General features: G+C 65.1%; 37 protein-coding genes. 7 read left to right on the top strand and 30 right to left on the bottom strand.

The genetic code is table 11. The features are described from left to right. Positions 1-18: 18 nt before the first annotated feature. Complete coding sequence (locus tag ASE50_RS02760) at positions 19-243, bottom strand: hypothetical protein (RefSeq protein ID WP_056395149.1); 225 nt, start codon at positions 241-243, stop codon at positions 19-21. A 168-nt stretch (positions 244-411) separates the two neighbouring features. On the opposite strand from ASE50_RS02760, the gene ASE50_RS19095 reads away from it, so the two are divergent. Further along, on the top strand, positions 412-582 hold the full coding sequence (locus ASE50_RS19095) for a hypothetical protein (RefSeq protein WP_200909446.1): 171 nt from the start codon (positions 412-414) through the stop codon (positions 580-582). A gap of 168 nt (positions 583-750) precedes the next feature. Here the strand turns inward: ASE50_RS19095 and ASE50_RS02755 are convergent, their stop codons facing one another. Next, the gene (locus tag ASE50_RS02755) at positions 751-1,365 is read right to left on the bottom strand and encodes a helix-turn-helix transcriptional regulator (protein WP_056395146.1); all 615 of its coding nucleotides are present in this window, start codon (positions 1,363-1,365) and stop codon (positions 751-753) included. A gap of 98 nt (positions 1,366-1,463) precedes the next feature. On the opposite strand from ASE50_RS02755, the gene ASE50_RS02750 reads away from it, so the two are divergent. After that, on the top strand, positions 1,464-1,649 hold the full coding sequence (locus ASE50_RS02750) for a hypothetical protein (protein WP_056395143.1): 186 nt from the start codon (positions 1,464-1,466) through the stop codon (positions 1,647-1,649). Between the two features lie 447 nt (positions 1,650-2,096). Beyond that, the gene (locus ASE50_RS02745; protein ID WP_056395141.1) at positions 2,097-2,276 is read left to right on the top strand and encodes a hypothetical protein; all 180 of its coding nucleotides are present in this window, start codon (positions 2,097-2,099) and stop codon (positions 2,274-2,276) included. A gap of 2 nt (positions 2,277-2,278) precedes the next feature. Here the strand turns inward: ASE50_RS02745 and ASE50_RS02740 are convergent, their stop codons facing one another. The 26 genes from ASE50_RS02740 to ASE50_RS18110 form a co-directional block, all read right to left on the bottom strand. After that, the gene (locus ASE50_RS02740; protein ID WP_056395139.1) at positions 2,279-3,040 is read right to left on the bottom strand and encodes a hypothetical protein; all 762 of its coding nucleotides are present in this window, start codon (positions 3,038-3,040) and stop codon (positions 2,279-2,281) included. Between the two features lie 225 nt (positions 3,041-3,265). Then, a complete protein-coding gene (locus ASE50_RS02735) occupies positions 3,266-5,173 on the bottom strand; it encodes a sialate O-acetylesterase (RefSeq protein WP_056395137.1) in 1,908 nt (635 codons plus the stop codon). Next, positions 5,173-5,430, bottom strand: coding sequence for a spike base protein, RCAP_Rcc01079 family (locus ASE50_RS02730; protein ID WP_056395134.1), 258 nt, complete (start codon positions 5,428-5,430; stop codon positions 5,173-5,175). The genes ASE50_RS02735 and ASE50_RS02730 overlap by 1 nt, the downstream gene beginning before the upstream one ends. A gap of 2 nt (positions 5,431-5,432) precedes the next feature. Beyond that, positions 5,433-7,124, bottom strand: coding sequence for a DNA primase (dnaG, locus tag ASE50_RS02725; RefSeq protein WP_056395132.1), 1,692 nt, complete (start codon positions 7,122-7,124; stop codon positions 5,433-5,435). Positions 7,125-7,256: 132 nt separating this feature from the next. Continuing rightward, positions 7,257-8,558: a phage minor head protein gene (locus ASE50_RS02720; RefSeq protein WP_235512107.1), complete on the bottom strand. Its 1,302-nt coding sequence runs from the start codon at positions 8,556-8,558 to the stop codon at positions 7,257-7,259. Between the two features lie 118 nt (positions 8,559-8,676). Further along, the gene (locus tag ASE50_RS02715) at positions 8,677-8,865 is read right to left on the bottom strand and encodes a conjugal transfer protein TraR (protein WP_235512105.1); all 189 of its coding nucleotides are present in this window, start codon (positions 8,863-8,865) and stop codon (positions 8,677-8,679) included. Next, positions 8,865-9,035, bottom strand: coding sequence for a hypothetical protein (locus ASE50_RS19090; RefSeq protein WP_200909445.1), 171 nt, complete (start codon positions 9,033-9,035; stop codon positions 8,865-8,867). Before ASE50_RS19090 ends, ASE50_RS02715 begins: the two co-directional genes overlap by 1 nt. Beyond that, complete coding sequence (locus ASE50_RS02710) at positions 9,032-10,609, bottom strand: DUF935 domain-containing protein (RefSeq protein ID WP_056395660.1); 1,578 nt, start codon at positions 10,607-10,609, stop codon at positions 9,032-9,034. The genes ASE50_RS19090 and ASE50_RS02710 overlap by 4 nt, the downstream gene beginning before the upstream one ends. Then, positions 10,609-12,210, bottom strand: coding sequence for a hypothetical protein (locus tag ASE50_RS02705; RefSeq protein ID WP_056395128.1), 1,602 nt, complete (start codon positions 12,208-12,210; stop codon positions 10,609-10,611). Before ASE50_RS02705 ends, ASE50_RS02710 begins: the two co-directional genes overlap by 1 nt. Next, on the bottom strand, positions 12,207-12,578 hold the full coding sequence (locus ASE50_RS02700) for a hypothetical protein (protein WP_056395126.1): 372 nt from the start codon (positions 12,576-12,578) through the stop codon (positions 12,207-12,209). The genes ASE50_RS02705 and ASE50_RS02700 overlap by 4 nt, the downstream gene beginning before the upstream one ends. Then, entirely contained in the window at positions 12,575-13,117 is a 543-nt protein-coding gene (locus tag ASE50_RS02695) for a phage protein Gp27 family protein (protein WP_056395124.1), read from the bottom strand. The genes ASE50_RS02700 and ASE50_RS02695 overlap by 4 nt, the downstream gene beginning before the upstream one ends. Continuing rightward, the gene (locus ASE50_RS02690) at positions 13,117-13,425 is read right to left on the bottom strand and encodes a hypothetical protein (protein ID WP_056395122.1); all 309 of its coding nucleotides are present in this window, start codon (positions 13,423-13,425) and stop codon (positions 13,117-13,119) included. Before ASE50_RS02690 ends, ASE50_RS02695 begins: the two co-directional genes overlap by 1 nt. Continuing rightward, on the bottom strand, positions 13,422-13,808 hold the full coding sequence (locus ASE50_RS02685; protein ID WP_156347252.1) for a hypothetical protein: 387 nt from the start codon (positions 13,806-13,808) through the stop codon (positions 13,422-13,424). The genes ASE50_RS02690 and ASE50_RS02685 overlap by 4 nt, the downstream gene beginning before the upstream one ends. A 107-nt stretch (positions 13,809-13,915) precedes the next feature. Then, positions 13,916-14,416, bottom strand: a complete 501-nt coding sequence (locus ASE50_RS02680; RefSeq protein WP_056395118.1) for a hypothetical protein — start codon at positions 14,414-14,416, stop codon at positions 13,916-13,918. Further along, the gene (locus ASE50_RS02675) at positions 14,409-15,074 is read right to left on the bottom strand and encodes a regulatory protein GemA (RefSeq protein ID WP_162236152.1); all 666 of its coding nucleotides are present in this window, start codon (positions 15,072-15,074) and stop codon (positions 14,409-14,411) included. Before ASE50_RS02675 ends, ASE50_RS02680 begins: the two co-directional genes overlap by 8 nt. A gap of 153 nt (positions 15,075-15,227) precedes the next feature. After that, positions 15,228-15,626 carry a helix-turn-helix domain-containing protein gene (locus tag ASE50_RS02670; RefSeq protein ID WP_056395114.1) on the bottom strand — a complete coding sequence of 133 codons (399 nt, stop codon included), beginning with the start codon at positions 15,624-15,626 and terminating at the stop codon, positions 15,228-15,230. Then, complete coding sequence (locus tag ASE50_RS02665) at positions 15,623-15,883, bottom strand: hypothetical protein (protein ID WP_056395113.1); 261 nt, start codon at positions 15,881-15,883, stop codon at positions 15,623-15,625. Before ASE50_RS02665 ends, ASE50_RS02670 begins: the two co-directional genes overlap by 4 nt. Before the next feature lie 3 nt (positions 15,884-15,886). Beyond that, positions 15,887-16,078, bottom strand: coding sequence for a hypothetical protein (locus ASE50_RS02660; protein WP_056395110.1), 192 nt, complete (start codon positions 16,076-16,078; stop codon positions 15,887-15,889). Next, entirely contained in the window at positions 16,075-16,347 is a 273-nt protein-coding gene (locus ASE50_RS02655) for a hypothetical protein (RefSeq protein WP_056395108.1), read from the bottom strand. The genes ASE50_RS02660 and ASE50_RS02655 overlap by 4 nt, the downstream gene beginning before the upstream one ends. Further along, positions 16,347-16,622 carry a hypothetical protein gene (locus ASE50_RS02650; RefSeq protein ID WP_056395105.1) on the bottom strand — a complete coding sequence of 92 codons (276 nt, stop codon included), beginning with the start codon at positions 16,620-16,622 and terminating at the stop codon, positions 16,347-16,349. Before ASE50_RS02650 ends, ASE50_RS02655 begins: the two co-directional genes overlap by 1 nt. Then, positions 16,622-16,894 carry a hypothetical protein gene (locus ASE50_RS02645; RefSeq protein WP_056395104.1) on the bottom strand — a complete coding sequence of 91 codons (273 nt, stop codon included), beginning with the start codon at positions 16,892-16,894 and terminating at the stop codon, positions 16,622-16,624. The genes ASE50_RS02650 and ASE50_RS02645 overlap by 1 nt, the downstream gene beginning before the upstream one ends. 1 nt (position 16,895) lies before the next feature. Continuing rightward, positions 16,896-17,273, bottom strand: a complete 378-nt coding sequence (locus tag ASE50_RS02640) for a hypothetical protein (protein WP_056395102.1) — start codon at positions 17,271-17,273, stop codon at positions 16,896-16,898. 2 nt (positions 17,274-17,275) lie between these two features. Continuing rightward, positions 17,276-17,899 (bottom strand): hypothetical protein, encoded by a 624-nt coding sequence (locus ASE50_RS02635; protein ID WP_056395100.1) that lies wholly within the window; start codon positions 17,897-17,899, stop codon positions 17,276-17,278. Further along, the gene (locus ASE50_RS02630) at positions 17,899-18,654 is read right to left on the bottom strand and encodes an AAA family ATPase (RefSeq protein WP_056395098.1); all 756 of its coding nucleotides are present in this window, start codon (positions 18,652-18,654) and stop codon (positions 17,899-17,901) included. Before ASE50_RS02630 ends, ASE50_RS02635 begins: the two co-directional genes overlap by 1 nt. Continuing rightward, complete coding sequence (locus ASE50_RS02625) at positions 18,651-20,456, bottom strand: Mu transposase C-terminal domain-containing protein (RefSeq protein WP_235512103.1); 1,806 nt, start codon at positions 20,454-20,456, stop codon at positions 18,651-18,653. The genes ASE50_RS02630 and ASE50_RS02625 overlap by 4 nt, the downstream gene beginning before the upstream one ends. Then, a complete protein-coding gene (locus ASE50_RS18110; protein ID WP_082438734.1) occupies positions 20,456-20,761 on the bottom strand; it encodes a helix-turn-helix domain-containing protein in 306 nt (101 codons plus the stop codon). The genes ASE50_RS02625 and ASE50_RS18110 overlap by 1 nt, the downstream gene beginning before the upstream one ends. A gap of 89 nt (positions 20,762-20,850) precedes the next feature. On the opposite strand from ASE50_RS18110, the gene ASE50_RS02620 reads away from it, so the two are divergent. Together ASE50_RS02620 and ASE50_RS18105 are read left to right on the top strand one after the other, a co-directional pair. After that, positions 20,851-21,483 (top strand): XRE family transcriptional regulator, encoded by a 633-nt coding sequence (locus ASE50_RS02620; protein WP_056395094.1) that lies wholly within the window; start codon positions 20,851-20,853, stop codon positions 21,481-21,483. Between the two features lie 34 nt (positions 21,484-21,517). Next, the gene (locus ASE50_RS18105; protein WP_082438733.1) at positions 21,518-22,237 is read left to right on the top strand and encodes a DUF4145 domain-containing protein; all 720 of its coding nucleotides are present in this window, start codon (positions 21,518-21,520) and stop codon (positions 22,235-22,237) included. A 47-nt stretch (positions 22,238-22,284) separates the two neighbouring features. Here ASE50_RS18105 and ASE50_RS02615 read toward each other — a convergent pair whose 3' ends face one another. Further along, entirely contained in the window at positions 22,285-22,509 is a 225-nt protein-coding gene (locus ASE50_RS02615) for a hypothetical protein (protein WP_056395090.1), read from the bottom strand. Between the two features lie 39 nt (positions 22,510-22,548). On the opposite strand from ASE50_RS02615, the gene ASE50_RS02610 reads away from it, so the two are divergent. After that, on the top strand, positions 22,549-23,049 hold the full coding sequence (locus ASE50_RS02610) for a hypothetical protein (RefSeq protein ID WP_162236151.1): 501 nt from the start codon (positions 22,549-22,551) through the stop codon (positions 23,047-23,049). After that, positions 23,046-23,360 (top strand): thermonuclease family protein, encoded by a 315-nt coding sequence (locus tag ASE50_RS18100; RefSeq protein WP_082438732.1) that lies wholly within the window; start codon positions 23,046-23,048, stop codon positions 23,358-23,360. The genes ASE50_RS02610 and ASE50_RS18100 overlap by 4 nt, the downstream gene beginning before the upstream one ends. 16 nt (positions 23,361-23,376) lie before the next feature. Here ASE50_RS18100 and ASE50_RS18440 read toward each other — a convergent pair whose 3' ends face one another. Next, complete coding sequence (locus ASE50_RS18440; RefSeq protein ID WP_156347251.1) at positions 23,377-24,213, bottom strand: hypothetical protein; 837 nt, start codon at positions 24,211-24,213, stop codon at positions 23,377-23,379. Positions 24,214-24,422: the final 209 nt, after the last annotated feature.

Raw genomic sequence — 24,422 nt, 5'->3', positions numbered from 1 at the left:
CCCCGCCAAGGGCCAAGCTTAGTGAATCGTGCCCCAAACGCCGGGCCGCGCGAGCAATGTGACGAGCCGCGCGACCTGTCGCCAGCGACAGAACTGGATCACATTGTCGTTGTCGCGGGCATCGGCGGCACGCGAAACGGCTTCGTCGGCGGCGCGGGTGCCGAAATCGGAGATCAGTTCATGCGCCGTCGCCAGATCGGATGCGTCGGAAATATAGGGCGGCAAGGCGATCGAATCGAGCATGATCCCGTCTGTAACACGGTTCGTGCCGGAACCGTACCGAGCGCGGTGGCGGCGGGGGACGATGGTTACCATGCCATGCCCGGTCCCGGCGCAGGACGAGCGTCCGTGCCGGAACGGTACGGGCGGGACGCGGTGGCGCGGGTGCCGCGACTGTGGCAGAGATCGGCGATGAACAGACCTTCGCAGAATCCCAAGGCGGGCGGGATGCCGATCGCGCTCGGCACGCTGGGCGGTGCCATCATCGGCGCGGTGTTGGGCGAGGCGACGATCGGGTTGCTGGTCGGGCTGGCGTTAGGGGTCGGAATTGCCGTGTGGATCTGGCGGCGCGAACAGGTCTGAAAGTTGGCGAAGGTTACACTACGTCATGATCGTGTGGCGGGTGGATCGGCCTGTTTGCAATGGGTTAGGCAGGGTTGCCAGCGGATAAGGTGACACGCGGCGCCTTTTCGATTTCGGACACTTCACGGAACGCCGCGACCTTCGCAAATACTGCGCCTGTAGGAAATGTTACAGCGAGCGCGACAGCCAGACGACCCGGCCGATGATATCGGGCGGGGCGGTCAGCACGATCGGCGGGTAGGCAGGGTTGTCGCTGACCAGTTCGACGCCGTCGCGGGTGCGGGCGAGGCGTTTGACGAGCAGGACGCCGTCGTGACGCACGACATGGATCGCCCCCGACACGCCGCGCCGGTCGCCGCGATCGACGAGGATCGCGTCGCCGTCCGATAGGGTCGGCAGCATCGAATCGCCCGCCACGGTGATCATCGACGCATTGTCGGGGCGGACCCGCAATTGGCGAAGCAACGCGCCATCGATGCGCAACGCGCCGTCACCGCGGTCATCGTCGACCAGCCCCCCCGGCCCGGCCGACGCAGCCGCATCGATGCGGGGAATCGCGATCAGCGGGTTTTCGGGCGGGCCGCCGAGCAGCGATTCGGCGACGCCGAGATAGCGGGCGAGCGTTGCCCGGTCCCCCTCCGCCAACCGTCGCGGCGAACCACGTTCGATAAATTGCTGTAAATACGCAGGGTTACGGCCCAACGCGCGCGAAAGCTCGGACAGGCTGACGCCCCGCCCCCCCGCCAACCGCGTGATCGCGGACCGGATGTCGTTCGATTCCATCGTCAAAACATAGCCATAGGATTTTTCCTAGACAAGTTGGATTTGAAAGAACAGATCAGGAACGTAATTTGAGTCGAAGGGGCAGACGGGAGGTATGGATGCATACGATTTTGCAGCGGATCAGCCGGCATCTGGAGGCGACCGGCACGCCGGAAACGCTGTTCGGCCGGCGCGCGGCGGGCGATCCGCGACTGGTGGGCGATTTGCGCAACGGGCGGCAGCCGCGCCCGCCGCTGCTCGCCAAGATCGAGGCCTATATCGACGCGCAGGAGCAACGGCATTGATGTGGATGGACATTAATGGTTGTGGTCGTGGGGCGGCGGGATTGGGCGGGATCGATTGGGATTCGATGGGATGAAACCGGCGGAAAACCGTCGTTCAACACCGTTAAAGGGGCGTTGGCAGGGTTTTTGTCCACTTCGCAGATCGATTTCGCAGTTCGGTGTCGTTTCCCGCGAACGAATCGGCGGAAACGCGTTCGTTGTCCCCCCTATCTCGCAGATCGTCGTCGGACGTTCTCGGGCAACTGCGAGACGCCGCGTCGTTGGACAAAAATAGATGAAATGGAGCGGCCCGACGGGGTCGCACCGTCCTCGCACGCGGGGGAACCGCGCTCGTCCGCTGGACGGGCCGCGCTCGGCTCATGAATCTCGTCAGTGCCCGTTGCAAGCGGGGGGGAGCGAATTGGCCGCAGATGCGTACGTTGATTTCGTTATCCGGAAGGTAGAAAAATGGCTGATAACCCGAAACGACCGCTTTCGAGCGACCACCCCTTGTACGCGACCACGGCCGTAGGCGTTCTGATCGGCGTCCTCGTCGAGAAGGGCGTTCTGAAAGTGAGCGACGTCGCCGAGTATAATCGCGTGCTTGAAGAGACCCTGTCGAAGATGGGGCAAACCTTCAACGCCTGACGTCACTCGCCCGGTGATACCGGGCGGTGACTGTATGACGGCTTCGGGAACGGTAGCGGCGGGTAGCGGCAACCCCGTGCGAAGCGAGGTTTCAGGAATCGAAGATACCGGAACTGGCGCAAAATGTGTTTTGTCGCCCGGTCGCGGTTGGATAGCAGATGCGCCGCGCGGGGGCCTTCGGCTCGCCGACCCCGCGCGGTCATGAGCGTGTTGTGGAACCAGTCCCCGTCCAGTTCCCAGAAGATGCCGCGATGTTCCCCGTGATAGGTGAAGCCGGCGGCCTGATAGACCGTCCCGAACAGGCCGCAGCGTTCGTCCGCGAAGCTCTGTATCCACTTCACGGCTGGTCGGATGCGTCGGATCAACCGGATCGACGCCGCCAGCGCGCGGCTTTCGCTGTTGCGGGGGGCGATGTCGTCCAGCCACATGCGGTTCAGTTCGAGATACTCGTCCATGGCAGTTCCCGGTACGATGGACCCTGCCGACGCGGGGTTCATGGCGTAGCCATATTGCAGGACGCCCAGCATCCGGCCGTCGATCCAGATGCCAAGGTGCAGCGTCGTGCCGTTGTAGACGCGGCGGCTGTAATGGTTGGCGATGATGATCCGGTTCGCCTCCCGGCGATCCAGTAACGCGACATAGAAAGCCGGGTCGCCGAAACCGATGGTCGGCCGGTCCGGCTGGTTCGCATCGAAAAGATAGCCGGCATGTTCGCCAGCCGAACCGCCACCGAAGGTCGGGGCGGGAATAGGATTCGACTCCATCAACAAGATTGCTCACAGGAGCCCCGCCCGTCGCGCGGGTGCGGGGCGATGCGGCTGGCCGGCCGCTAGTGACGGGGAAGTTCCAACTACCCGCCGGTTGCCGTGTTGACGCACGGCACCCCCGCTCGGCCGTGAGGCCGGCGGACGTGTCTCTTGATAACGTGACTGACGCTGGTTTCTGCCGTGCCGGGGCGCGGTCCAGCGGCGACGACGGGAATTCACCGTTCATAGCGCGAAGGTCTCGATGCCCTTCACATGCGTACCGGCGGTTGCACCCATTGCACCGGACTGGCGCAAGCCGACGCCGCCTGCGGTAAAAGTGTTGTCGATGACCGGATCGTTCGTGATCTGGCCGTCGACGGTCTTTCGAAGGATCGAGTAGCCATCGACGGTAACGGTCAACGTGCCGTCCGCCGCGTGCCGTACTTCCAATGTCGCCAAGGTGCCGGCGACAAGCCCATCGGGTGGCTGAACGTCGGTTGCAATTCTGAACGGCGATCCGTTGACCATTTTGAACGAGCCCCATTTGGACCCGCCGGACTCCTTGCCCGCAAAATAGTAGTTCGAGGCGTCCTTTACGCGCCAAACGACGAACTGACCGCCGGGGGTCGTTTTGAAATTGAAGGGGACCCGAACGCCGTAGGCACCACCGGGCGGTATCCAGTCGCAAATGGGCAGCGACGTGCTGCTACCTGTCGAATATGCGCCTCGTTCGTTGATGATGTGCGTGCCGCCGCTGAAGGCGTGACCGCTCGGCGTCGTGTGGGCGGTGAGCGCCGTTCCATTCGGGACATCGAACGACGTGCTAAGCCAAACCGGCGCTCCTCCGCTGTCATCGTTGGAGACGATGACGTTGGCGCTACCCTTCGCACCGACCAGATACCCTGCCGCCGCCCTCAACGCTAAGGCGAACGACTCTGCACCCTCTGCGATGGTGTCCGCCGCGATCGGGACGGTAACCGTCGTGCTGTCGCTGCCGGCCGCGAATGCCGCGACAAGGTTCGTGGGGACGGCACCGTTCGAGAAATCGTCCGCCGTGAACGATCCGAGCACGACGTCGACGGGAATAGATACCGCGTCACCATAGTCCGACCGGTAGACCGGCAATTTCACGAGTGTCGTCGCGCCGGCCGCCCCGGTTCCCTCTGCTACCGTCACGTCCGAAACGAAGGTAACCATCGGCGGCAGTGCAATGCCGGTCAGCGCCATGCCGATATTGCGGCCAAGTACGCGCGAACCGGCTGCATTGTAATGCACGTCCATGCCGTCGTTCAGCAGATAGCCGCTGGGGCCTCGAACGAAAACGGCGTTAGTCAGTGCCGCGACGGCCGATTTGCGGGCATCTTCGATGTCCTGAAGGGTCGCGAGCGTCTTCAAACGCTCCGGTACAAAACCGGACAGCACGATCCGCGCATCGTCCGCTCCGGGAATTTGCCCGCGCAAGTCGAACATCTGCGCAATTTTCGCCGCACGATAGTCTGCGGCGCTGACGTCGCGGTTATCGGCCTCGCCCTGGGCGTCGATGATCGAATGGATGACGACCCGGTAGCCGGCCGCGACCAGAGCGTTGATAGCCGCCTTGGTCTGCGAGATCGCGTTTAGCTGGAGAACGCGGCCGACGCTCCAGTGCGGTGCGTCCGACCACCCGTATGCGGACGCGCTGAGCAGCGAGGTTGCCCCGACGTTTGCCGGCACGATACATACAACATCGTCGGCCGGTAGTGTCGCTGCGACAGCCTTGGCCGCGTAATTGATCGGGCTGACATATCCTTCACTGATCTTGTTTTCGGGGAAGTATAGCGGGAAGACACTGGCGCGAAGCGTCTGATAGGTCGACGTGCGCGTTCGGATGTCGCAAAACTGGATAATGTTCGCCTGTTCGGTGTCGATCGCGGGATCGTAGCGTTCGCGACCGGGGCCATTGCTCTGACCGATCGACAGGATGATGTGCGCGGTTCGCACGACGGGCCGGGGTAGTGAAAGGATCGAATCCAATCCTGTTACCAGATCGGACGCTTGGCTGATCGCTGCACGGACCTCCGCATCCGTCTTGCCGCGCGACAGCAACGCCCGCGCTATCGCAGGCGCTGTCATCGCGCCCGGCGTCCGCGCGGTAAGGCTGAACGCCGCCATCAGTAAAACGCCACGATACCGGTTGCGGTGGTGCCGGTCGCGAGAATGCGCAGCGGACGGACGGGCAAGGTTTCACCATCCGAGACCGTGAACGACACGTCCTTGCCGTCTTCCCCGCGCAGGACGACCGTTCCGCCGACGTTAAAGCGCAACGCCTTCGGCAATTCCGGCAAATCCGCGCTGTTCGACGGTGTGATGACCGCCCAGCGCCTGGCCGGCGAATCGGGCGTGTCGGAGACGTTGGCGAAACGGTCCATGGTCAGTCCTCGGGATAAAGCCGACCGATAGCCGAGCGGTCGGCCGACAGGCGGCGTACGTCGGCAAGGGCCGCGTCGTCGTGCGCGGCCCGATCGGCGGCGTCGCGCAACGCTCGTCGCGTGCGGTCCTCGGTCAGCAGGACGTCGATCGCGCGCAGCAATTCTTCGGCGGCCTCGTCCGAAGCGGCTCGGCAGAAGGTGAACGCCAGCGGCGGGGTCGTCACCGGCGATGGCGGCAGCGCCGCCCCGGAAATCGTGGCGTCGACCAGTTCGTCGCGCCACGCGATCAGATCAGGCCGGGTGATGGGTAGTACCGCTACGCTTTCACAATGGGCGTTGAGCACGCCCGGATTGCGGGTCAGGCCGACCAGTACCGCATGATGGAGCGCGGCGGTCGGATCGGGGGCGGGCCGGGGCGCGGGTCTGGCAGGCGCGGAACGGCTGAAATGCCGCCAGCACCGGTCGCGCAACGTCCGGGCATATTCGCGCGCGATCCCCGGATGCACGATCGTCGCCGCCAGTTCATCGCAACGATGCCGGACGGCGGCGCGATCGTCGGGACCGGCGGTCGTTGGATAATCGGCGAGGAGCGCGTCGGCCACGAAATCGGCGAGCGGCTGGCGATCGTGCAGGGCGGCCTCGAACGCGCCTACGCCCTGTGCCCGGACCAGATCGTCGGGGTCCATGCCGCCCGGCAGGCGGACGATCGCGATGCTCTTTCCCGGTTGCAGCAACGGCAACGCCCGCTTGGCGGCACGGCGGGCGGCCTCGATGCCGGCCGCGTCGCCATCGAAACACAGGATCGGCACGTCGGCCATCCGCCACAGCAGGGCGAATTGATCGTCGGTCAATGCGGTGCCCAGCGGCGCGACGACCTCGGCAATGCCGGCCTGTGCCAGCGAAATGACGTCCAGATACCCTTCGACGGCGATCAACCGGCCGGCCTTGCGGGCGGCGGCGGGGGCGCGGTCGATGTTGAACAGGGTTCGCCCCTTGGCGAATAACGGCGTCTCGGGCGAATTCAGATATTTCGGCTCGCCCTCGCCGATGATCCGCCCACCGAACGCGATCGTCCGGCCCCGCGCGTCGCGGATCGGGATCATCAACCGGCGGCGAAACCGGTCGTACGGTTCCTTTCCGTCGATCGAAATCAGCAGGCCCGCATCGACCAGCATCGCGTCGCCATGGCCGGCCAGCGCCGCGCGCAACCGGCCGCGCGAAGCCGGGGCGAACCCCAGGCCGAAGTCGCGCGCGGTGTCGGGGGTGATCCCACGCGCCGATAGCGCCGCCCGCGCGCTGCTGCCCGCATCGGCCAGCCGCTCGGCGAACCAGCATTGGGCGTCGGCTACGGCGTCATGCAGGCCTTTCGCCCGCCCGGCATTGCGGACGGTCGACGCGTCCTGCGCCGGCATGTCCATGCCGGCGGCGACGGCCAGTTCGCGGACGGCATCGAGGAAGGGCAGACCTTGACTGTCGGTCAGCCAGCGGATCGCATCGCCGTGCGCGCCGCATCCGAAGCAATGGTAGAACGCCTTTTCGTCGTTCACCCAGAAGCTCGGCGTCTTTTCGGTGTGGAACGGACAGCACGCCCGAAATTCGTTGCCGGCGCGTTGCAGCTTCACGGTCTTGCCGATCAGCGCCGACAGCGTCGTGCGGGTGCGTAGCTGGTCGAGAAACTGGGGTGACAGGGTCATGGGTTGCACCGCGCGGTCAGGCCGCCTATTTCGAGGGCGTGGCGCACGATACACGGTGAAACTGCCTGCCGTAGGACCGGTCGCGAGACCGGGGTCGCTTGTGGGGAGCCGGCAGCCCCCACCGTGCGCCGCTTACCCATTCAGCAAATCCGTTTCGTTGCGCAGCCGCGAATTCAGTTCGCGCGGCCGGGCGTAGCGGAAACTCAGCAGGAACATCTCGTTCCGCTCGGGCAGGACCTTGACCGTCGCCATTCGCCACCGCCCGTCGACGAAGCGAAACACGTTGAACCGGCCCGGCTTCGGATCGGCAAAGACATGGTCGGGCGAACCAAGCGCGGGCACGTTGCGATAGTCGTCGACCGTCAGTTCGGGGTGCCCGGAACTGCGCCCCGTCTGCCCCCGCTGCTTTTGGAAGCTGTCCGACGAGAATGTCACAACCGAATTGGTCGCGCCCATCGCGGCCTTGAGATCGGGGGCGATCACCATCACCGGCATATCGACGCGCGGTTCGTTCAGCGCATCGAGGAAGACCGGCGACTGGACGATGTCGTCAAGGATCGTCTGGGCCACGGCCAGGTCGTCGAACGCCGCTTCCTCCAGCGACCGGCGCAGCTTGTCGGCGACCGGCGCGATCGAAGCCCGGCCCGGATTGAAGGCCCAGCCGGGGCCGATGCCCTCGGGGACGACTTGCGGGTCGGCGCGGCCGGCGGCGCGATAGACCATCTGCCGACCCCCGCGGGGTTCACCGGCCGCGTTCAGCCAGCCAATCGCGCGCAGTTCGTCGTCGGTGGTGACGCGCAGCCCCAGCCGGTCGAGGTCGCGTTGCGACAATTGGCGGACCGTACACCGGCACCCCCAATCATTCGGCGGGTAGTAGATCGACCACGCCGGATGATCGACGGGAAGGATGATCCGCCGGGGAAAGGCTGGATCGAGTCCGCCCCAGCGTCGATGCAGCGGCCGGGTGTGACCGTCGCCGATCGCGACGTACATCAGGAACGGGCGCGATGCCTTCAGCGCCTGAATGCGCTGCCACCGGCCCGCCGCGCGCGACGACCGAAGATTGGTATCGTAGATCGTCCGCAGTCGACGGGTGCCGACATAGATATCGTGATCCGCCCCGGTCAGCGCCGGGTCGGAAACCTTGCCGATCCAGCCGGCCTTTTGCAGGTCGGGTTCGATCGACGCGCGCCATTGTTCGAAGGTGCCGCCGTCGCGCAGCATCGTCGCCAGCGACTTTCGCACGCTGTTCAGCAGGTCCAGCCGCGCGATCTTGGCGACGGTGAAGGCGCGGGCGTGATCCTCCTGCCACATTTCATGCCAGCGGACCGTCGCGCGCACGTCGTCGCGCGCTTCGAACGCGCGGACGGTATCGTCGGCGGGCAGGTTGATGACGCTGGCGATGCGGACGGTCATCGTTGCCTCACGCGACATTCCGCCTCCGCGACCGGACCGGCGGCGTGGCGCTGGCAGGCGGCGACGGCGCGGTCGGTCGCATCACGCGGCGTGCAGCCGGCGATCAGCACCGATGCAAGGGCGATGCAGAAGAACTTCACGGCCGATTCGGCCGGCGCTGGCGGTCGCGGCACGGCGCGCAGCGACCGTACACCAACCGCTGCGAATGATCGTGGCACTGGCGGCACAGGCCGGGCTGACCGGCCGGGACCGGCACGCGGGCGGCGGCGATCCATGCGGCCAGGGCGCGGTCGTGCCATTCGGTGGCGATGTCGACGTCGTCCATCAGGCGCGGACCTCGTACTGGTCGATATCGAAGCCACTGCCGCGCCGTTCCCAGCAGCAGGCACCGCGCCCGTCCGCCGCCCAATTCGTGAAAGGGTTGCCGTTGACCAGCTTGCCGTCGATCCGCTTCCCGATCGCGTCGTCGGGAAGGTGGCCGGGATTGCGTTTCATGCGTCGCTTTCCCCCGTCAGCGCGTCGAGGCGCAGGGCAAAGCCGGCGCGGGCCAGCCGTTCGGCAAAGGCGGTGGTGTCGAAGCCGGCCTGCCGGGCGAGGATCGCGGTCACGGCATCGGGACCGTCGGCCGCGCGCAGATCGTCCAGCAGCGGGTCGATCATCGCCGCCATGTCGAGCGCGAAGCCCTCATCCTCCATGATCGCGGCGACCGCTTCGTCGACCCGGTCGCCATGCGCCGGTTCGGCAAAGGCGGGTGCGCGCAGGGGAACGACATTGTCGGGCTGCCGGGCTTCGTCGTCGCCCTCGGCGTCCGCACCGGGCGCGGCATCGGGTTCGACGACGGGCGGGGTCTTCGGTTCGGGGATGCGCTCGTACCCGTCGCCGTAGCGATCCTTCATACTCTCGTCGGTGCGCCGCCAGCCGAGGCCGTGCAGCACCGCGTCGGTATCCGCCGCCTCCTTCAGGTCGTCCTCTTCCTCGACCAGTCGCGAGACGTTCGGCGCGGCGACGTCCGCGCCGTAATTCAGGTCGGTCCACCAGCGCGCCGGGCCGGTGGTGAAACTGTCGGTCAGCAGGTCGGTGTCGGCCTTGATGATCTCTAGTTTGACGTCGGCATGAACCTCGCCCTGCGACCGCGACGATCCGTTGTCGGTCGTCATCGTCTGCGACAGGATGATCTTGGCGATACAGCCGTCCATGTAGCGGCAGACCGCGCCGAAATCGGCACCCGACTGGGCAAGGTGCAGCAGCTCGACGTTCATCCCCTCCGGGATCGCAAACCCGCTGTCGTTGGCGATGGCCATCATCGCTTCGAGCAGCTTGTCGATCTCACCCCGCGTCGCGCCGCGCGGATAGGTGCCCTTGGCGGTCGGAACGCTGAATTTATCGAGAAAGATATTCCAGAAGCGGACGCCGTTGCGCTTGAACCAGGTCGGGAAATACAGCCATTCGGCCAGCCCCCGGCCATAGGGTTCGTCGTCGTTGGTGCCGCCCGACATCACGACCCAGAATTTGCGGTCCGGCAGGACCTCGCCCAGCAGGTTGCTCCGCGTCAGCAACCGCAGCCGGCCGTCGCGATCCCAGCGGAACCGGCGGGCGTGGCGCACGCGAAGCTGATCCCATTGCTGTTCGAGCCGCCCCTCGTCGCGGCGCGGCGACCACAGCGCCTCGGCGACCGAATAGCCGTAGAATACCGCCCACAACATCCGTTCGGTGCGCTGATCCCAACCGATGCGGCGCAGCTGCGCCTCCATCCGTTCGGCGGCGTGAACCGACCGGGCATCGTCTTCGTTACCCGGCGTGACCGACCAGTCGCGCGACACGACGGCGCGGATGCGCTGTTCCATGCACGACTTGACCTGATCGTCCATCAGGATGCGTTCGTACACGCCCCAATCGACCGACTGCGACAGGCGCGGATCGCGCGGCTGTTCCAGTTCGCCGATATAGGCACGGGTGATGTCGCGCCCGTCGCCGGTGGTGGCGATCGGCGCGGTCAGTTCGGCGGGCAGGCGCGGCGCGCGACCGCCCGCGCCGTTGAACCCCGCCCCCCATGATTTCGGACGCGGCATCAGTGGCTCCATTGGCTGGCCGCGAAATCGTCGCGGCGACGGACCGTGCCGAAGCCGGTCCCGGTTATCGAAAATTCGCCGATTTCATGGCGCAGGGCGGCAAGGACGTGCGCGTCGATCGGCTGGACGTCCTCGTCCGCCGCACCGACGAGGTTCATGATCGCGATGGCATAGTCGCCGTGGCGCTGGCCCTTGGCCCCGTCCGATTTGTCGACCTTGCGATCGGGGATTTTCGGGATGCCGCGCACCAATTTGACCATGCGCAGGTCGTCGGTAACGCCCTGATCGCGCGGGATGGCGATCGTGCGATCCTCGAACCGGGCTTTCACGCGCGGCATCCGGGCAAGGTAGATCGCCTCGGTCGCCATGACCGCCTCGATCCGGCTTGCGCCGAACTTCTCCTGCATGTCCTCGGCAAGCTGCTGACCGTTGCCGCGCCCGTCCATCTTGCCGCACGCCCAGTTCGGCATGTTGGTGCAGACGTACAGCAGGATGCGATATTGCGCCCAGAAGGGCACGTTGCGCATCTCGATCCCCAGCCGGTTATGCAGGATCGTCCGCGCGTCCTCCTGCCCGCAGGCGATCACCGACAGGTCGTTGGTGCGCGCGAAATCCTGTCCGAAAAACGACCGCTGGTGCGGGTCGAAGGTCGCCAGCACCGGCCGGACGTTGGTGTCGAGCCATTCGTCGATCCACTTCTCCCGCCACGCGCGGATCGCCTCGCGGATATTGTGGCCCAGCCGTTGGTCGTCGGCGGCCGGATCGATCAGGCCGCCGGCCGTCTCGAATTCCTTGGGCGGGAACAGGCGCAGGACGGGATAGTCGGGTGTGGCGCAGGCGTCGATCGTCGCGCGTGGCAGGTACACGCCGCTGCCCTTGGCGGGCACGACGTCCAGTTCCTCGTCGGCGGCGTCGCCATAGGTCGCGCGCAGATCGGCTTCGAATTCCGCCTCGCCCTGTTCCGTCCATTCCTTGCCGGTGCGCAGGCAGATGCGTTGATACAGTCCCTCGGCCATCGCCCGTTCGAGGGTGACGCGCTGGACGACGCCCTTGCGCTTGCCCGCACGGATTTCCTCGATCAGTTCGTTGAACGGGTTGTCGGCACCGTCATGCGTGGAAATGACGATGACCCGGCCGCCCCACATCAGCAGCGCCAGCGCCGCCTTCAGCACCTCCATCAGATTGTCGTGGAACGCGGCCTCGTCGATGATGACGTCGCCCTGCATCCCGCGCAGCGACCGGGGGGTCGACGACAGCGCGACGATCGATTTGCCCGACGGGAAGTTCACGCGCAGGGCAAGGATGCCCTCGTCGCTGCCGTCATCGAACAGGAATTCCTGTTCCGCGCTGGCGACTTCGTCGAACGCCTTCGCGAAATCACCGCAATAGGTGATGAATTCGCGCGCCATGTCCAGCTTGTAACCGATGTAATAGGTGTTGCGCGGCCGCAGCCGGGGCGATCCGACCAGCACGGCATTGGCTGCAAAGCCATAGGTCAGACCGGTACGGCGCGACTTCTCGCAGACGAATAGCTGATTGGCCTGCGAAAGTTCGATCGCCTCCGTCTGATAGGTCAGCAGGATCGCCGGGGTGTCGGTCATCGGCTACGCGGATACTTGCGGCGCGGATCGAACCAGTCGACGCCGCCGGTCCAGACGCGCGTCAGCCAGTCGACCGCCTGTTCGAACCCGCTGGTCCCGTCGAAGCTGACGAAATCGAGATGCGGGTCCTGCCGGTCGGCACTGTGCCAGGGCCGGCGGTGGTTCGACACGCGGACGAACCACAGCCGGCCATGGGCGTCGTGCAGCTTGATGTAGCGCGACGGCGATCCGGGCGACCGGCTGCACAGGACGTGCGAGACGCGGAACCCCAGCGCCTTCGCGGCATCGCGCAGGCGGACGGCGAGGCCGGCGATCAGCGCCTCGCGACAGTCGCCGGCACCGGCATGGATGCGGGCCGAACGGCTCACGCGCCGAGCCCCAGAATACGGCGTTTGATGCGTTCGATCGTCTCGTCGCTGGCACCGGCGGCGCGGCCCTCGGCATCGGCGGCCTCGGCGGCGGCGGCGCGGGCGCGCTTGCCCTCTTCCTCGCGGATTTTGGCTTCGCGATCGATGTCCAGTTTCGACGCGCCCATCGTGTCCTTCACCGTCTTGGCGAGGCGCGACAGGTTCAACAGGTCGAGGTCTTCCTCCGCTTCCCCGGCGGCGTGCGGCATGATCTGGCGGGTCACGACGCTGGTCAGCAGCTGGACCATCAGCCGTCCCTGCATGTCGTCGGACCCGCCGAATTCGCTGCCGAATGCGGTCGCCACCGACGTCATGTCCCGCTGGCGCTTGGCGATTTCGGCGAAACTCTTCGAATAGCGGCCGACCGCCGAGCGCGAGACGTCACCGCCCAGCGTGCGAACCGTGTCGACGATCGCGTCGATGGTCGCACCGTTCTTGATCGCATCGTCGACCGCGAAGCGGATCGGATCGGGCAGCGCGTCGATCGAGGAACGCGCCATCACCGCGCCGTCCCGGCCCGGCGGCCGGTCTTGTGTCGACCAAGGCCATCCACGGTCAGCCGACCACCCGCCGCATCGATGCCGTCGGGCAGCATCCGGCCGATGCGATAGGGGCCAAGGTCTTCGGCCTCGATCAGCCCCTGTTCGCCCAACCACGTCAGTTGCTCGGCCACGTCACGCCGGGCGACGCGGTGGCCCAGTTCAAGAAGCTGCAACGCGAGGGTATCGTCGGACTGTTCGCCGCCGATCGCATCGAGCAGGTCGAGAATGGCGCGGCGGACCGTCGGCAGGATGGCGGGCGCGATCACAGGCGCAGCCCCAACCCGCGCTCGATCAGCGTATGGAGATAGGTGTTCTGGGTCGATAGCTGATCGTTGGCCGCCTGTCCCTGCACCTCGACCCCGCGAATGCGCTGGGCGAGGTGCGACAATTCGGATTGCAGGGTATTCCGGCTGGGGACCTGCTTGCATTCCTCCTCGACCAGCGCGGTCCGCTTGTCGAGTTCGGCCATCTTCCGGGAACCGGCTTCCAGCCGGGCCTCATGTTCTTCGAGCTTGTCCGTCAGCCGCCGCTCCGAGCCGGCGATCTTCGTCGCGACATCGACCCGCACCGCCTCCAGTTCGCCCTTGGTCGGGAATTGCGAGCGCAGCCACAGGATGCCTGCCGTCAGGATGATCGGGACTAGGGTCACCGCGATCGGCCAAGCGATCTTGAAAATATCGAGAAATGCCACCGCGTTGCGCCCAGCCTTGAACAAGGGAGGGGCAGCGATGCGCCACGCGCGCGCGAAAACGGCCCTCAGTCGGCGGGGGACGCATCATCCAGAAGGGTCAGCAGGTCCAGTTGCCGGGGATCGCGGACCGATGGCAACGCGACGATCGGGGCGGCGTCGGTGCCCTCAAGGGTGCGGTTCACCAATTCGGTGATGTAATTGCGTGGCGTGCGACAGATGACAGCGGCCTCGGCGACCGTCAATTTATTCGCACGCACCGCCGCCAGCACCCCGGCGCGGCGCGCGGCGATCAGGGCGTTGGTCGCGACCGGCACGTTCAGCCGTTCGCGGCTGAACGCGTGGACGAAGATCGCCGCCTCTTCGTCGCTCAACACCCCTTCGAACTGGCGGCGGGCGGTGAACGGCGACACGCGGATTTCCTGCCCGCCCAGCGCGTCGCAGAACCGCAGCGTCGCCGCCGGCCCGATATGCGCCGCCATTTCCAGCATCAGCGGCGACCAGCGCTTGTCGGGTTTCACGTCGGCCGGGATCGGCAGGTCGTGAAGGCGCGGCAGGTCCTTACGCATCGCGCGCCGCCCGCGCGCCCGACACGCGCCGCCATGCCTTGCCCAGCGCCTTGATCGCGGCGTCCAGTTCGTGCGTCTGCCATGCCGTGTCCGGCGAGGACAGGCGCAGGGGCGAGATCGCCGCGTCGCCAAGGTCACGGTCCAACCGGAACCGCAATTCGCGATACACGGTGAATCGATCGGTCAGTGCATCCGCGCTTTTCGTCCAGATGACGCCTTCGCGCTTTGCCCAGGACTTGAGGGCTTCGATCACCGCCGCCGCGCTGCGGTGATCGAGGAAGCGAAGCGCCGACACGCCGGTCTGTCGCCGGACGAACGTATCGATCGCCCTGTCGGACGGGTCGTTGAGCGCGGCCAGCCAGTAGAGGCTCCACCACAATGCCCGGATTTTGCCGATATGCGCGCGGTGGCTGGCCGGACCCTTCCATTCCTGATTGAGGTGATCGAGCAGCTTGCCCAGATCGCCGATCGACATCGTCGCCATCGACGCGTGCTGGACGACACCGCGTTCGACCAGGCCGACCTGCATCTCGCGGCGGGCATCGTCGTCCAGCCCGACGCGCTGGCACGCGGCGCGGATCGCCCGCATCAACCGCGTCCGGCTTTCGTGCGTCTGCCCGGCGCGGCGGGCGCGCTGAATTGCTACGACCTTAGCCACGTTCACCTCCGAACGGCCGGGGTCCGATCGGATAGGCCATGGCGCAGCGGGCGCACTGGGCGGTGCGCCGGCCGACATGCCACGCCGTTGACCCACAGCCAGCGCAAGTATCGCCGGGCCGGTACAATTTGATCGGCGCTACGGGCAGGACGATCATGGCGCGCTCCCCCCGACCGATGCCGACAGCTTCCCGGCGGCGATCCGGGCGACCCGGTCGAGATTTACCCGGAACGCGGCGTCGTCGCGCCGCCATGCTTTCGCGCGCGCCAGGGCGTGCAGGATCGAATTGTGATCGCGGCGGCCGAGGGCTTCGGCGATCTGTCGCAGCGACAGGTTGGGGTTCAGGTGACGGATCGTCCAGATCGCGGCGAACCGCGCCCGGACCGTATCGCGATCCCGCGCGACCCCCCGGATGCGATCGGCCGAGACATCGAATGTGGCGGCGGTGGTCGCGACGATCGTCGCGATCAAGGGCGGGGCGTCGGTCGCCGCCGGATCGAGGCCGAGGGCGGCTTCGATCCGGGCGACGCGCCGTTCGAGCGCCGCGCTCATCCCGCCACCGTGATGTAAGGGCCAGCTTCCTCGTTCAGCCGGTCGATCAATTCGCCAAGCCGGCCGAGCATCGCGTCGGGCAGATAGGTGGTCAACACCGTGCCGTCGCGGTGACGCAGGGCCAGCGCCAGAATGCGTTCGGTGCCGTCGCCGGTCATACCCACGGCGATGCCGCCGGCCGGCAGGCCGGGCAGATCGCCGACGGACATGCCGACGGCCGCCGAGAACCCGCGCATGGTCGGGATGCGTTCAACCATGGATCAATCCTTCGAATTGGGAGTGGCGGGTGACGACTGCGCGTCATGCAGGTGGCGCAACACGTCATGGAGCGACCACGCGTCGGAAACTTCGATCTCGACGCGGATGGTCGTCTTCCCGGCTCTGCCGCTGGTACTGTAGCTTTTGACGCGCGATCCTGTTCTCTCGCCCGAGATCATCCAGTAATCGCTCATGCGAACTTCCCTCCGGTTGCGCGGATGGCGGCGACGAGGCGGCGCGAGCCGGCCCGGATCAGGCGTTCGCGCTGTTCCTGCGCCTTGAGGCCGAAGCTGTAGCGTTCGGCGATCTTCATCACCGTGGCGAGCGACACCCCAAGGGCGCGGGCGACCGCGCCGGGTTCGACGCCGGCATCGGTCTGTTCGAGGATTGCGGCTTCCTGCGGCAGCAGGCCGTAGGCGTCGTCGGACAGGCGACGCGGGCCGCCATGGATCGGGTTGCCCATCAGTTCGGCCTCGCGGTGACGCCGTCGGCAAGCTGGACGCGTGCCGAAGCCAGTTGCAGTGCGAATTGCTCGGCCTGTTCTTCGGTCAGGACGGCGGCATTCGTCGCGTGGGTGGCCGCGATCATGACCATGATGTGCGGGCCGTGACCCGGCACGTCGTGGACCAGCACGGCGATGCCCAGATCGCCCGCGTCGGCCGCGTGGCGGTCGATGGCGGCGGTCGACGACTGGATCAGCGGGATCAGGATATCCACGTCCTCGGCGATGTACGGCATCAGTTGGCCTCCACCCGCAGGGCGTCGAGGCGTTCGCGCGTCCGGCGCGACAGACCGGGCAGGTCGACGATCGACGCGTCGATCGCGTCGACCAGGTTCAGGACCGAACGCCGGCCCTCGGCCAGGCGGCGCTGGTCGGCGCGTGCGTCGTTGGCGATGGCCGATACGCTGCGGCGCATCCTTTCGAGATCCACGCGGCCCAGCGTGCGGTTCTCGGCAATGGCGACGGACAGGTCCGCCAGAACGTTTTGCAGGTCGGTTGCAACGGTCATGTCAGATATCCTTCTGGTCGGTGTTGTTCGGGCAGGTCGGGCACGTGCGCGCGGCGGCATGGCGCATGTGATTGTTCGGGGGGTCGGTGCGGCGGCGCTGGCGAATGCAGCTTGAAAGGGGGATTTCCCCCCACAGCGGGCAGGCGACCCGGTCCGAACCGAAGCGCGCGCGCACCTGTTGTTCGGCCTCGGGATAGCTGCCGGCATAGGCGCGGTTGATGAGGCGGCTGACATAGCCGCCGGATTTGCCCAGCTGCTCGGCGACGGCGCGCTGGCTGGTCCGGTCGCAGGCGTTGGCGAGCAGCGACACCCATTCGGGCAGGTCGCTTCCCCACGCCCCGGACGCCTTCTCCAGATTGGTCGAAATCTTAACAGACATGGTTAACTTACCCCCCCGTCCGCGAGGGGCGCGGTGCTGCTTCTCCGGTAGGTGCGCGCGGGGGGCGCGGGCGTAGTGCGACCGGTGTTGCGGTCACGGACGATCCGCCCGCCGCCGCGCTGGTTGACCAACGACGGTGCCTTGGGTCCGGTGTTCAGCAGCAGGCGGTAGCGCTGGGTCGCGGCCGACGGGACGGTCTCGACGTAGCCGGCACGCAGCAGCGCATTGAAGTAGCTGCGCAAATACGTCTGTTCGACTTCGGCGACGATCAGCAACGTCGGCATGTCGAAGGTCTTGAGAACCCGCATCGCCGCCCAGATGCGGTCGCGCGTGGTGCGCGGTCGAAACAGGACGCGGTTGTCGTTGGTCGTGATCGGCGCGCAGGGCGCGTCAATGGCGAGGTCGGTCATGGCGTAGCGGTGGGGCCTTTCCGGGGTTTCGGTCAGCAGTCCGGCATCGCGCCACGCGGCGAGCCGCTTGTGGATCGCGCAAAGCGCAAGGCCGGTGCAGCGTTGGAGGTCGGGGGCGGACAGCGGTACGGCGGCGCGGATCAGCGCGGCCCAGACCGGCCGCGCCACCGATCGCGGTGTGGCGCGGCCGGCGCGACGTTTGCGGCGGGCGGCCATCACGCGGCCCGCCGACGGGTCGGCAGGGCATCGGTCGAAAACCTGCGCTTTCCCCAGATGCGGCAGTCGATCGTGTCGACGCCTTCGTCCAGCGCGGCGGTCTGCGCGTTTTCCAGATTGATGACGATGCGGCGGGTGACGCCCTTGGCCGCTTGCAGGATCGCCGCGACCAGATCGTCGGCGACGCGGATTTGCGTGCAGTAGCGATCCCGCAGCAACAACGCGTCCTGCAGGTTCGACGGTTGCGCCGGGGTGGATACCAGCAGGCGGTTATCGAACCGCTCCCACGCCTTCAACTTGGCGGGCAGCGCTTCTTCTCCGACCATCATGATCGGCACCCGCGCCTTGTCGTGCAGGGTGCGGATCACCTCGACCAGATTGCCCCGGACAAGGTGATCCATTTCGTCGATCACCAGCGGCGTCGGCTGATAGACCAGATGGTCGATCACCTGCGTCAGCAGCCGGGGCGCGGTGCGTTCGCGTTTGGAGATGCCCAGTTCGATCGCGAAGGATTCGAGCAGCGACCGGACCGTCGAGATCGGCGTCGCCTCGACATAGGCCGCGTCGAAATGCGCGGCGACATAGGCGGCGGCGACGGACTTGCCGTAGCCGCTGGGGCCGTAGAACAGCGCCATGCGCGGCAAACCCTCGGCCGCGCGTTCGCACGACAACAGCGTCGTCATGGCGAGACGCATGTTCGTTAGCTGCGCGGGCGACGACGCCGGCTGGGTTGACGGGAATGCGTGGTCGGTCATGCACGTTGCTCCTTGGGGGTGTGGGCGGCGGTCGCGGCGGCGCGCGCGAAATTGCCGGTCAGGATTTTGTCCGCCTCGTATTCCGGCGACCGGGCGAACAGCCGCGCGGCGCGCAGCAGATCGGGGTCGACCGGACGGCCGGCGGCGTGATCCGCCAGCACGCGATCGGTATGGTCGCGGCGCTGTTCGAAGGTCTGTGCGGGACCGCGCGGCCGGGCCAGCAGCGTGTCGGCAATGGCCGCGACGACGGGTTCCGGCTGCACCGGCGCGGGTCGCGCGGTGATGCTGTCGATGGTCGGGGTGCTGTGCGCTTCGGTGCGAACCGGCAGCGATACCAGCTTCCCGGCTTCCTGCGCGTCGGCGATCAGGCGGTCGCGCACCGCATCCTCGATCCGGTATTTCGCTTGTTTGGCGCGGATTTCGGCGCGCGAGACCTTTTCCAGTTCCGCCTGCTGGCGGCGTGCCTGCCGGGCGAAATCCTGATCGGACAGGCCGGCGCGCTCGGCGTTGACGGCGGTGTCGATGTACCGGTCCTGATCGTCGAACACGAACAGCGCGCCCAGATCGTCCTCGTCGCGGCGCAGCTGCACCGCGCGGCCGATGAACGGCACCAAGGCGGGCGACCAATAGCGGCCGTGCTTCCACCGGATGCCCTGCTTGCCGACGACCGCCGACCCGACCGAAGCCGACAGTACGAGTTTCAGGACGTCGGCGCTTGGCGCGGCGCGGGGCGGCACCGGCGAATTGGTCCACCGGGCAAAGGGGGTAGCGCCGGTCGTCGAATGGCGGCGCTGGTGATAGACGCCGTCGAGCCAGCCATCGATCACGGACTGCAATTCGACTTCGGTCAGTTCGGGCACGATGACGGCGCGGCCGGTCTGCTTGCGGGCGACGGCGCGCAGCTTGGTTGCCTCGGCGACGTTGTGCCCGACATAGCCGGCCAGCAATTCGGCGCGTTCGCGGGTGAAGGTGCCGAACAGCCGTTCGACGTGCGGCTTGCGTTCGGGCGACCCCGGCGGGCACGGGTCGAGGTCGATCCCGGCCAATGGCAAGGCGGTGCGGATCGTCGCGTTGATGTAGCCCGACCCTTGGTCGGTCTTGATGCGTTCGGGCTTCACGCCCCACGCGGTCATGCAGGCGACCAAGGTCCGGCGGACCGATTGCGCGCTCTCGCTGGGGACGACCAAGTAGAAGGCGCGGCGCGACCACACGTCGATGATGCCAAGGATCGAGCGCCGCCCCTCGACGCACATCACGTCGGCCTGCGTCGTGTCGATTTCCCACAGCTGATGGGCATGGGTCAGCGCGGCGTCCGCCCGGCCGATCGCCAAACGATAACGGGACTTGTAGGCGTCCGGGTCGCGCATCGACGCCAGCACGGCCGGCTTGCTTGCCTCCAGTGCGTTGATGAATCGCTTGATGGTGCGGACGCTGGGCAGGTCGGTGAAGCGTGGCGCGAGCAGACCGTGGATCGCGGTTGCCGACAGTTGCCGGCTGGCGATGTAGGATTCGATCGCATCGGCGACGTCGGGATGCGCGGCGAACCACGTCGCGCCCTTCGGTCGACCGACCGGGCGGATCGGCGCGGGCAGCAAGGCGATGCGGTCGTCCAGATCGCGCCGGGCAACGGCCGGCAGATCGGCGACGGCATAGACCCGACCGCCACCACGCCCCGACCGGGCGACGAACGTCCAGCCTTCGCGATCGGCGCGCTGACGGACGCCGTCACGGGTTGCGGGCAGACCGTCCAGTTCGAGGCTGGCGATCTCCTGCGCGCTAAGGTGGGTGCGATGCAGAAGCATCACTGCGATGCCCCAGTATGATGCAAAGACATCAAACTGTTGCGTTGTGGTGAGGCGAACTGGTAGTTAACTACCGGTTGGGGATTCTTCCGATTGCCATCCCGAAAATAGCGTGAGGGCCATATGACCTTGGGATGTACGCCTAGCGCGTGCGCGATGACGCGCTCCGCCGTCGCGCGGGGGAAGCGAAGCACATGGGTGAAGGCGTTCGGAGACATGCCAGCGTCCCGCGCCAGCGCGGCAAGGCTGGTGCCCGACTTTCGCACGGCTGCTTTGATGTCCTCGGGATGCCAGTCGGTAGCCATGGCTGATGTTTTAGCCTCATTACATGATGTAAAAACATCATGGCGGGGCAAATCCAACAACGCAACCCCCAGAATGATGTTTTTACATCATGACTGATTGGTCGCCGGCCGCCGCCGCCCGGCTCCGCATCCGATCGCGCGAATGGGGAACGCAGGCGGCGTTCGCCACGGCGACCGACATTCCGATTGCGACGTTGCAACGCATTCTTGCCGGCAAGGCCGACCCGACGCCGGAGCGGTTGCAGAAGATTTGCGATGTGCTTGATGTGCCGGTCGATGCGCTGACCGGCGGATCATCGGGCGAGGCGGGCGTGTTCCATGTTCCCGTCGCCGATATCCGTGTCAGCGCCGGGCCGGGCGCACTTGCCGCCGATCACGAGCGGCGGCTTGGCGCGTGGCCGTTCCCGCGCGACTGGATCGAACAGGAGTTCCGCTACCCGGCGAAACTGCGCCTGGTCAAAGTGTCGGGCGACAGTCAGGAGCCCGAACTGCGCGATGGCGATTCGGTGTTGGTCGACCTGTCGCGCAACCAACTCGCGGAAGGGATGCACATCGTCCGCCTCGATGACGTGCTGATGATTAAGCGCGTCCAGCTTGAAGGGGCGCGGGTCCGGCTGAAATCTGCGAACGATCGCTACGACGATATTATCGTCGATCTCCCCACGGCAGCAGATACGTTCGCCGTTGTTGGCAGGGCAGTCTGGGCGGGCAAGTCCCTATAAAACCTTCGAGATACCGACCGTAAAAGGGCAACAGATGTCGACCATTCAACTGAAAACGGCAATGGAAGGTTTGGCGTTGGTTGCCGACTTGGACGGAGATCCAAGGTCGGCAACGTCTCCGTTTGTATGTCCCTATCCCGAGTGCGCTGCCTACGCTCAACATTTCTGGGGTATAGTGTCTACGCTGCTTGTTTATCCATCAGGCGGCGGTATGCGAAACCGAGAGATCGCAAGCGATACAAAGTTGGTTTGCGCAAGCTGTACCGTATGTAAACGCGAAGCTGTTTTCCATAATGGGAAAATGATTTTACCGGCGGTAAGTCAAGCGCCTGCCCCGTCTCCTGATCTACCATCTGAATTGGCGGAAGATTTTGAGGAAGCCCGCTCGATACTTCCTCTATCGCCACGCGGTGCTGCCGCTCTGTTACGGTTGATCGTTCAAAAGCTATTGCCTCTTATTGGGGCACAAGAGGATGATATCAATAAAATGATTGGCGAACTTGTTCGGAAGGGAACAATCAGCAGCGCAATTCAACAGGCGCTGGATAGCGTTCGGGTCATCGGCAATGAAGCGGTTCATCCGGGGGTAATGGACTTGAAGGACGATCAGAACACTGCCGTATCCCTATTCAAACTAGTAAACTTTATTGTCGAAAAGGCTATCACCGAGCCTAAAGAAGTGGCCGCGATCTTTGCCGGTCTGCCGCCTTCGAAACTAGCGGGAATTGCTAACCGGGATAAAGCCAAACAATGACTTTTCTACCACCGCCCGCCTGGTACGGGCGGTGGCGCAACGTCCGGTTAATAGCCGAGCCATTCCAGCTCAGCGTCGTCCAGCCGTTCGAACATGTCGCCGGTTGCTCCACGTCCGCCCAGATAGTGGCGCACCGTTTCAGGGTCGCCGCGCCGGGGAAAGCTGCGATCATTGGCCGCAACGGCGACGAGGTCATCGATCCAGTCCCCCTGCGGCGATCGGCTCGTCAGCCATCCGCCAAAAGCCGGTCGTACCGTTTCCGTCGTTTCCATGATCGCAACCTCCGTTCACTGACTGAAGGCCAGAATAGTATGTTCCGCATTTGTTCTCAATTGCTGATCGTATCCGTTTTGGCGCTGGCCGGCTGTTCGAGTCCGGTACCGGTCACCGGCACCGATCGGGACCGCGTCGAACGGTTCGTCAGAAAGCAGCAGGAGCCGTTGCCGGTCCGATTCGAAGCGATGTGGTATTCGAATGGCGAACCGCCGATGATGATATGCGGCGAGATCGAAGCGCCGGGGCGGCTGCGGCAGGAACGCGAACGCCTGCGCTACATGTTCTTCCTCAATACCCCGAAGCCGGACGGCGCGATCGAGCTACACGAAATGGTCGTGGCGGGCGACCGGCGCGGTGAGCAGATCCTCGCCGAAGGCCGTCGCGTATTCGACAGGACATGGGGGGTTGCGTGCGCGACGACCGCGCCTTGGTCAATCGCGCGCTGGTGGCGGGGTACGGAAACCGCCAGTGATGGCGGGACCGATACGCCTTTGACCAATGGCTACATCGAGGGGCTGCTGGAGAGGTCGCGATGATTTGGGTAGCGCTTGCCTGTCAGCTGGTCGCGATCGATGGCGATACCCTTCGATGCGATCGAGAGCGCATCCGGTTGCTGGCGATCGATGCGCCCGAACTGCCGGGGCATTGCCGACGCGGCCGGCGCTGCGTTCCCGGCGATCCCTACGCCTCGACCCGTTCACTCGCCGAGATGCTTTCCGGTCGGGCGGAAATCGCCCGCGTGGCGCGCGATCGGTACGGGCGAACGCTGGCTAGGGTGCGGGTGAACGGCGTTGACCTGTCGGATTACCAGCTTCGCACCGGGGCTGCACAGCGTTGGCACGCATAACGTGAATTCGCTGCGGTTATCTTATCACAGAATATATCTCGTAGGCGGTTAGTTGCGTTCCATCCGCAGTAGAAGCGTTTAAATATTCGTAGCCTGCGACCTCTTTAGCTGTTGGCCTGACGTTAAACGCTCGGATTATTTCGCCGGTTTTGCAATCGCCGATATCGTATGTTACTTTCACCACTATGACCAAATAGATACTATCTTCAGTATCGGTAGATATTTGAAAGCCACCTTCGGTATATATCTCTCGTCCAAGAGGGATTGACCCAAAATCCATTGGTATTGGCCATTCCCAATTAAATTTTTCAATGTCAAATGGCTGCGGAATGTCCTTCCGGTAATGTTTGCAATCCTCAAGTACCATGACGTTTTCTGCTAGCGTTTGGCCATAATTCTTGAGAACGATTTCAAACGATCCAAGCAGATCAGTTCCTTCGACCCATAGTGGCGTTAATCTGACGGAAATATCTATCCAAGGGCGAATAGACTGTCGGGTTATATCATTCGCCTCCTTGGTTGCCCGGAATGTAATCCATACCAAAACGACACCGAGAATGCTTAGAAATAAGCCAATTACAGCGGTGGCAGCTGTAGTATATCCCCAAAGTGCTGCCTGACGCTGGGATGCAAGGTCGTATTCGTCACGATAATATGCACGCTGCTGGTGTCGAATTTCTTCAACACACTTTATCCGTTTGAACCCCGTTTCTGAGTTACATTCCGCACGGATCTGCTGCTCGGCGTATGCCTTATATCGTAAGGCATTACTGTGAGCTTGTTGCTGATAATATGCCGAATCCGACAGCGCGCCACTCATGATGACGTATGAACAGATGGCGGCGATCGCCACGCCGATCGCTATCAATCCAATTTTTTGCTTACCGCTCATAGCAACCTGTGACGTTGATTCGAGGCCAACGAAGCGTGGCCGGACACAGTATCACCTGCTGAGCAACCCATTCCAAGCCGTTGTGCCTCATAGTAACAGCGACTTGCGCCGCCGAGGTCCGTAGACGCGCGACGGTCGCCATCGTGCCGCCGTTGCCCATGTATGATCAG

The sequence above is a fragment of the Sphingomonas sp. Leaf5 genome (assembly GCF_001421155.1).
Classification (GTDB): Bacteria; Pseudomonadota; Alphaproteobacteria; order Sphingomonadales; family Sphingomonadaceae; genus Sphingomonas.
Note: the sequence above shows the minus strand (reverse complement) of the source record. Positions and strands in the feature narration are given on the sequence as shown.

Bases quoted from the DNA above. Each gene is read 5' to 3' on its own strand.
- ASE50_RS02760 (WP_056395149.1), bottom strand. From the start codon at position 243: ATGCTCGATTCGATCGCCTTGCCGCCCTATATTTCCGACGCATCCGAT.
- ASE50_RS19095 (WP_200909446.1), top strand. From the start codon at position 412: ATGAACAGACCTTCGCAGAATCCCAAGGCGGGCGGGATGCCGATCGCG.
- ASE50_RS02755 (WP_056395146.1), bottom strand. From the start codon at position 1,365: ATGGAATCGAACGACATCCGGTCCGCGATCACGCGGTTGGCGGGGGGG.
- ASE50_RS02750 (WP_056395143.1), top strand. From the start codon at position 1,464: ATGCATACGATTTTGCAGCGGATCAGCCGGCATCTGGAGGCGACCGGC.
- ASE50_RS02745 (WP_056395141.1), top strand. From the start codon at position 2,097: ATGGCTGATAACCCGAAACGACCGCTTTCGAGCGACCACCCCTTGTAC.
- ASE50_RS02740 (WP_056395139.1), bottom strand. From the start codon at position 3,040: ATGGAGTCGAATCCTATTCCCGCCCCGACCTTCGGTGGCGGTTCGGCT.
- ASE50_RS02735 (WP_056395137.1), bottom strand. From the start codon at position 5,173: ATGGCGGCGTTCAGCCTTACCGCGCGGACGCCGGGCGCGATGACAGCG.
- ASE50_RS02730 (WP_056395134.1), bottom strand. From the start codon at position 5,430: ATGGACCGTTTCGCCAACGTCTCCGACACGCCCGATTCGCCGGCCAGG.
- dnaG (WP_056395132.1), bottom strand. From the start codon at position 7,124: ATGACCCTGTCACCCCAGTTTCTCGACCAGCTACGCACCCGCACGACG.
- ASE50_RS02720 (WP_235512107.1), bottom strand. From the start codon at position 8,558: ATGTCGCGTGAGGCAACGATGACCGTCCGCATCGCCAGCGTCATCAAC.
- ASE50_RS02715 (WP_235512105.1), bottom strand. From the start codon at position 8,865: ATGGACGACGTCGACATCGCCACCGAATGGCACGACCGCGCCCTGGCC.
- ASE50_RS19090 (WP_200909445.1), bottom strand. From the start codon at position 9,035: ATGAAACGCAATCCCGGCCACCTTCCCGACGACGCGATCGGGAAGCGG.
- ASE50_RS02710 (WP_056395660.1), bottom strand. From the start codon at position 10,609: ATGCCGCGTCCGAAATCATGGGGGGCGGGGTTCAACGGCGCGGGCGGT.
- ASE50_RS02705 (WP_056395128.1), bottom strand. From the start codon at position 12,210: ATGACCGACACCCCGGCGATCCTGCTGACCTATCAGACGGAGGCGATC.
- ASE50_RS02695 (WP_056395124.1), bottom strand. From the start codon at position 13,117: ATGGCGCGTTCCTCGATCGACGCGCTGCCCGATCCGATCCGCTTCGCG.
- ASE50_RS02680 (WP_056395118.1), bottom strand. From the start codon at position 14,416: ATGCGTAAGGACCTGCCGCGCCTTCACGACCTGCCGATCCCGGCCGAC.
- ASE50_RS02670 (WP_056395114.1), bottom strand. From the start codon at position 15,626: ATGAGCGCGGCGCTCGAACGGCGCGTCGCCCGGATCGAAGCCGCCCTC.
- ASE50_RS02665 (WP_056395113.1), bottom strand. From the start codon at position 15,883: ATGGTTGAACGCATCCCGACCATGCGCGGGTTCTCGGCGGCCGTCGGC.
- ASE50_RS02660 (WP_056395110.1), bottom strand. From the start codon at position 16,078: ATGAGCGATTACTGGATGATCTCGGGCGAGAGAACAGGATCGCGCGTC.
- ASE50_RS02655 (WP_056395108.1), bottom strand. From the start codon at position 16,347: ATGGGCAACCCGATCCATGGCGGCCCGCGTCGCCTGTCCGACGACGCC.
- ASE50_RS02650 (WP_056395105.1), bottom strand. From the start codon at position 16,622: ATGCCGTACATCGCCGAGGACGTGGATATCCTGATCCCGCTGATCCAG.
- ASE50_RS02645 (WP_056395104.1), bottom strand. From the start codon at position 16,894: ATGACCGTTGCAACCGACCTGCAAAACGTTCTGGCGGACCTGTCCGTC.
- ASE50_RS02640 (WP_056395102.1), bottom strand. From the start codon at position 17,273: ATGTCTGTTAAGATTTCGACCAATCTGGAGAAGGCGTCCGGGGCGTGG.
- ASE50_RS02635 (WP_056395100.1), bottom strand. From the start codon at position 17,899: ATGGCCGCCCGCCGCAAACGTCGCGCCGGCCGCGCCACACCGCGATCG.
- ASE50_RS02630 (WP_056395098.1), bottom strand. From the start codon at position 18,654: ATGACCGACCACGCATTCCCGTCAACCCAGCCGGCGTCGTCGCCCGCG.
- ASE50_RS02625 (WP_235512103.1), bottom strand. From the start codon at position 20,456: ATGCTTCTGCATCGCACCCACCTTAGCGCGCAGGAGATCGCCAGCCTC.
- ASE50_RS18110 (WP_082438734.1), bottom strand. From the start codon at position 20,761: ATGGCTACCGACTGGCATCCCGAGGACATCAAAGCAGCCGTGCGAAAG.
- ASE50_RS02620 (WP_056395094.1), top strand. From the start codon at position 20,851: ATGACTGATTGGTCGCCGGCCGCCGCCGCCCGGCTCCGCATCCGATCG.
- ASE50_RS18105 (WP_082438733.1), top strand. From the start codon at position 21,518: ATGTCGACCATTCAACTGAAAACGGCAATGGAAGGTTTGGCGTTGGTT.
- ASE50_RS02615 (WP_056395090.1), bottom strand. From the start codon at position 22,509: ATGGAAACGACGGAAACGGTACGACCGGCTTTTGGCGGATGGCTGACG.
- ASE50_RS02610 (WP_162236151.1), top strand. From the start codon at position 22,549: ATGTTCCGCATTTGTTCTCAATTGCTGATCGTATCCGTTTTGGCGCTG.
- ASE50_RS18100 (WP_082438732.1), top strand. From the start codon at position 23,046: ATGATTTGGGTAGCGCTTGCCTGTCAGCTGGTCGCGATCGATGGCGAT.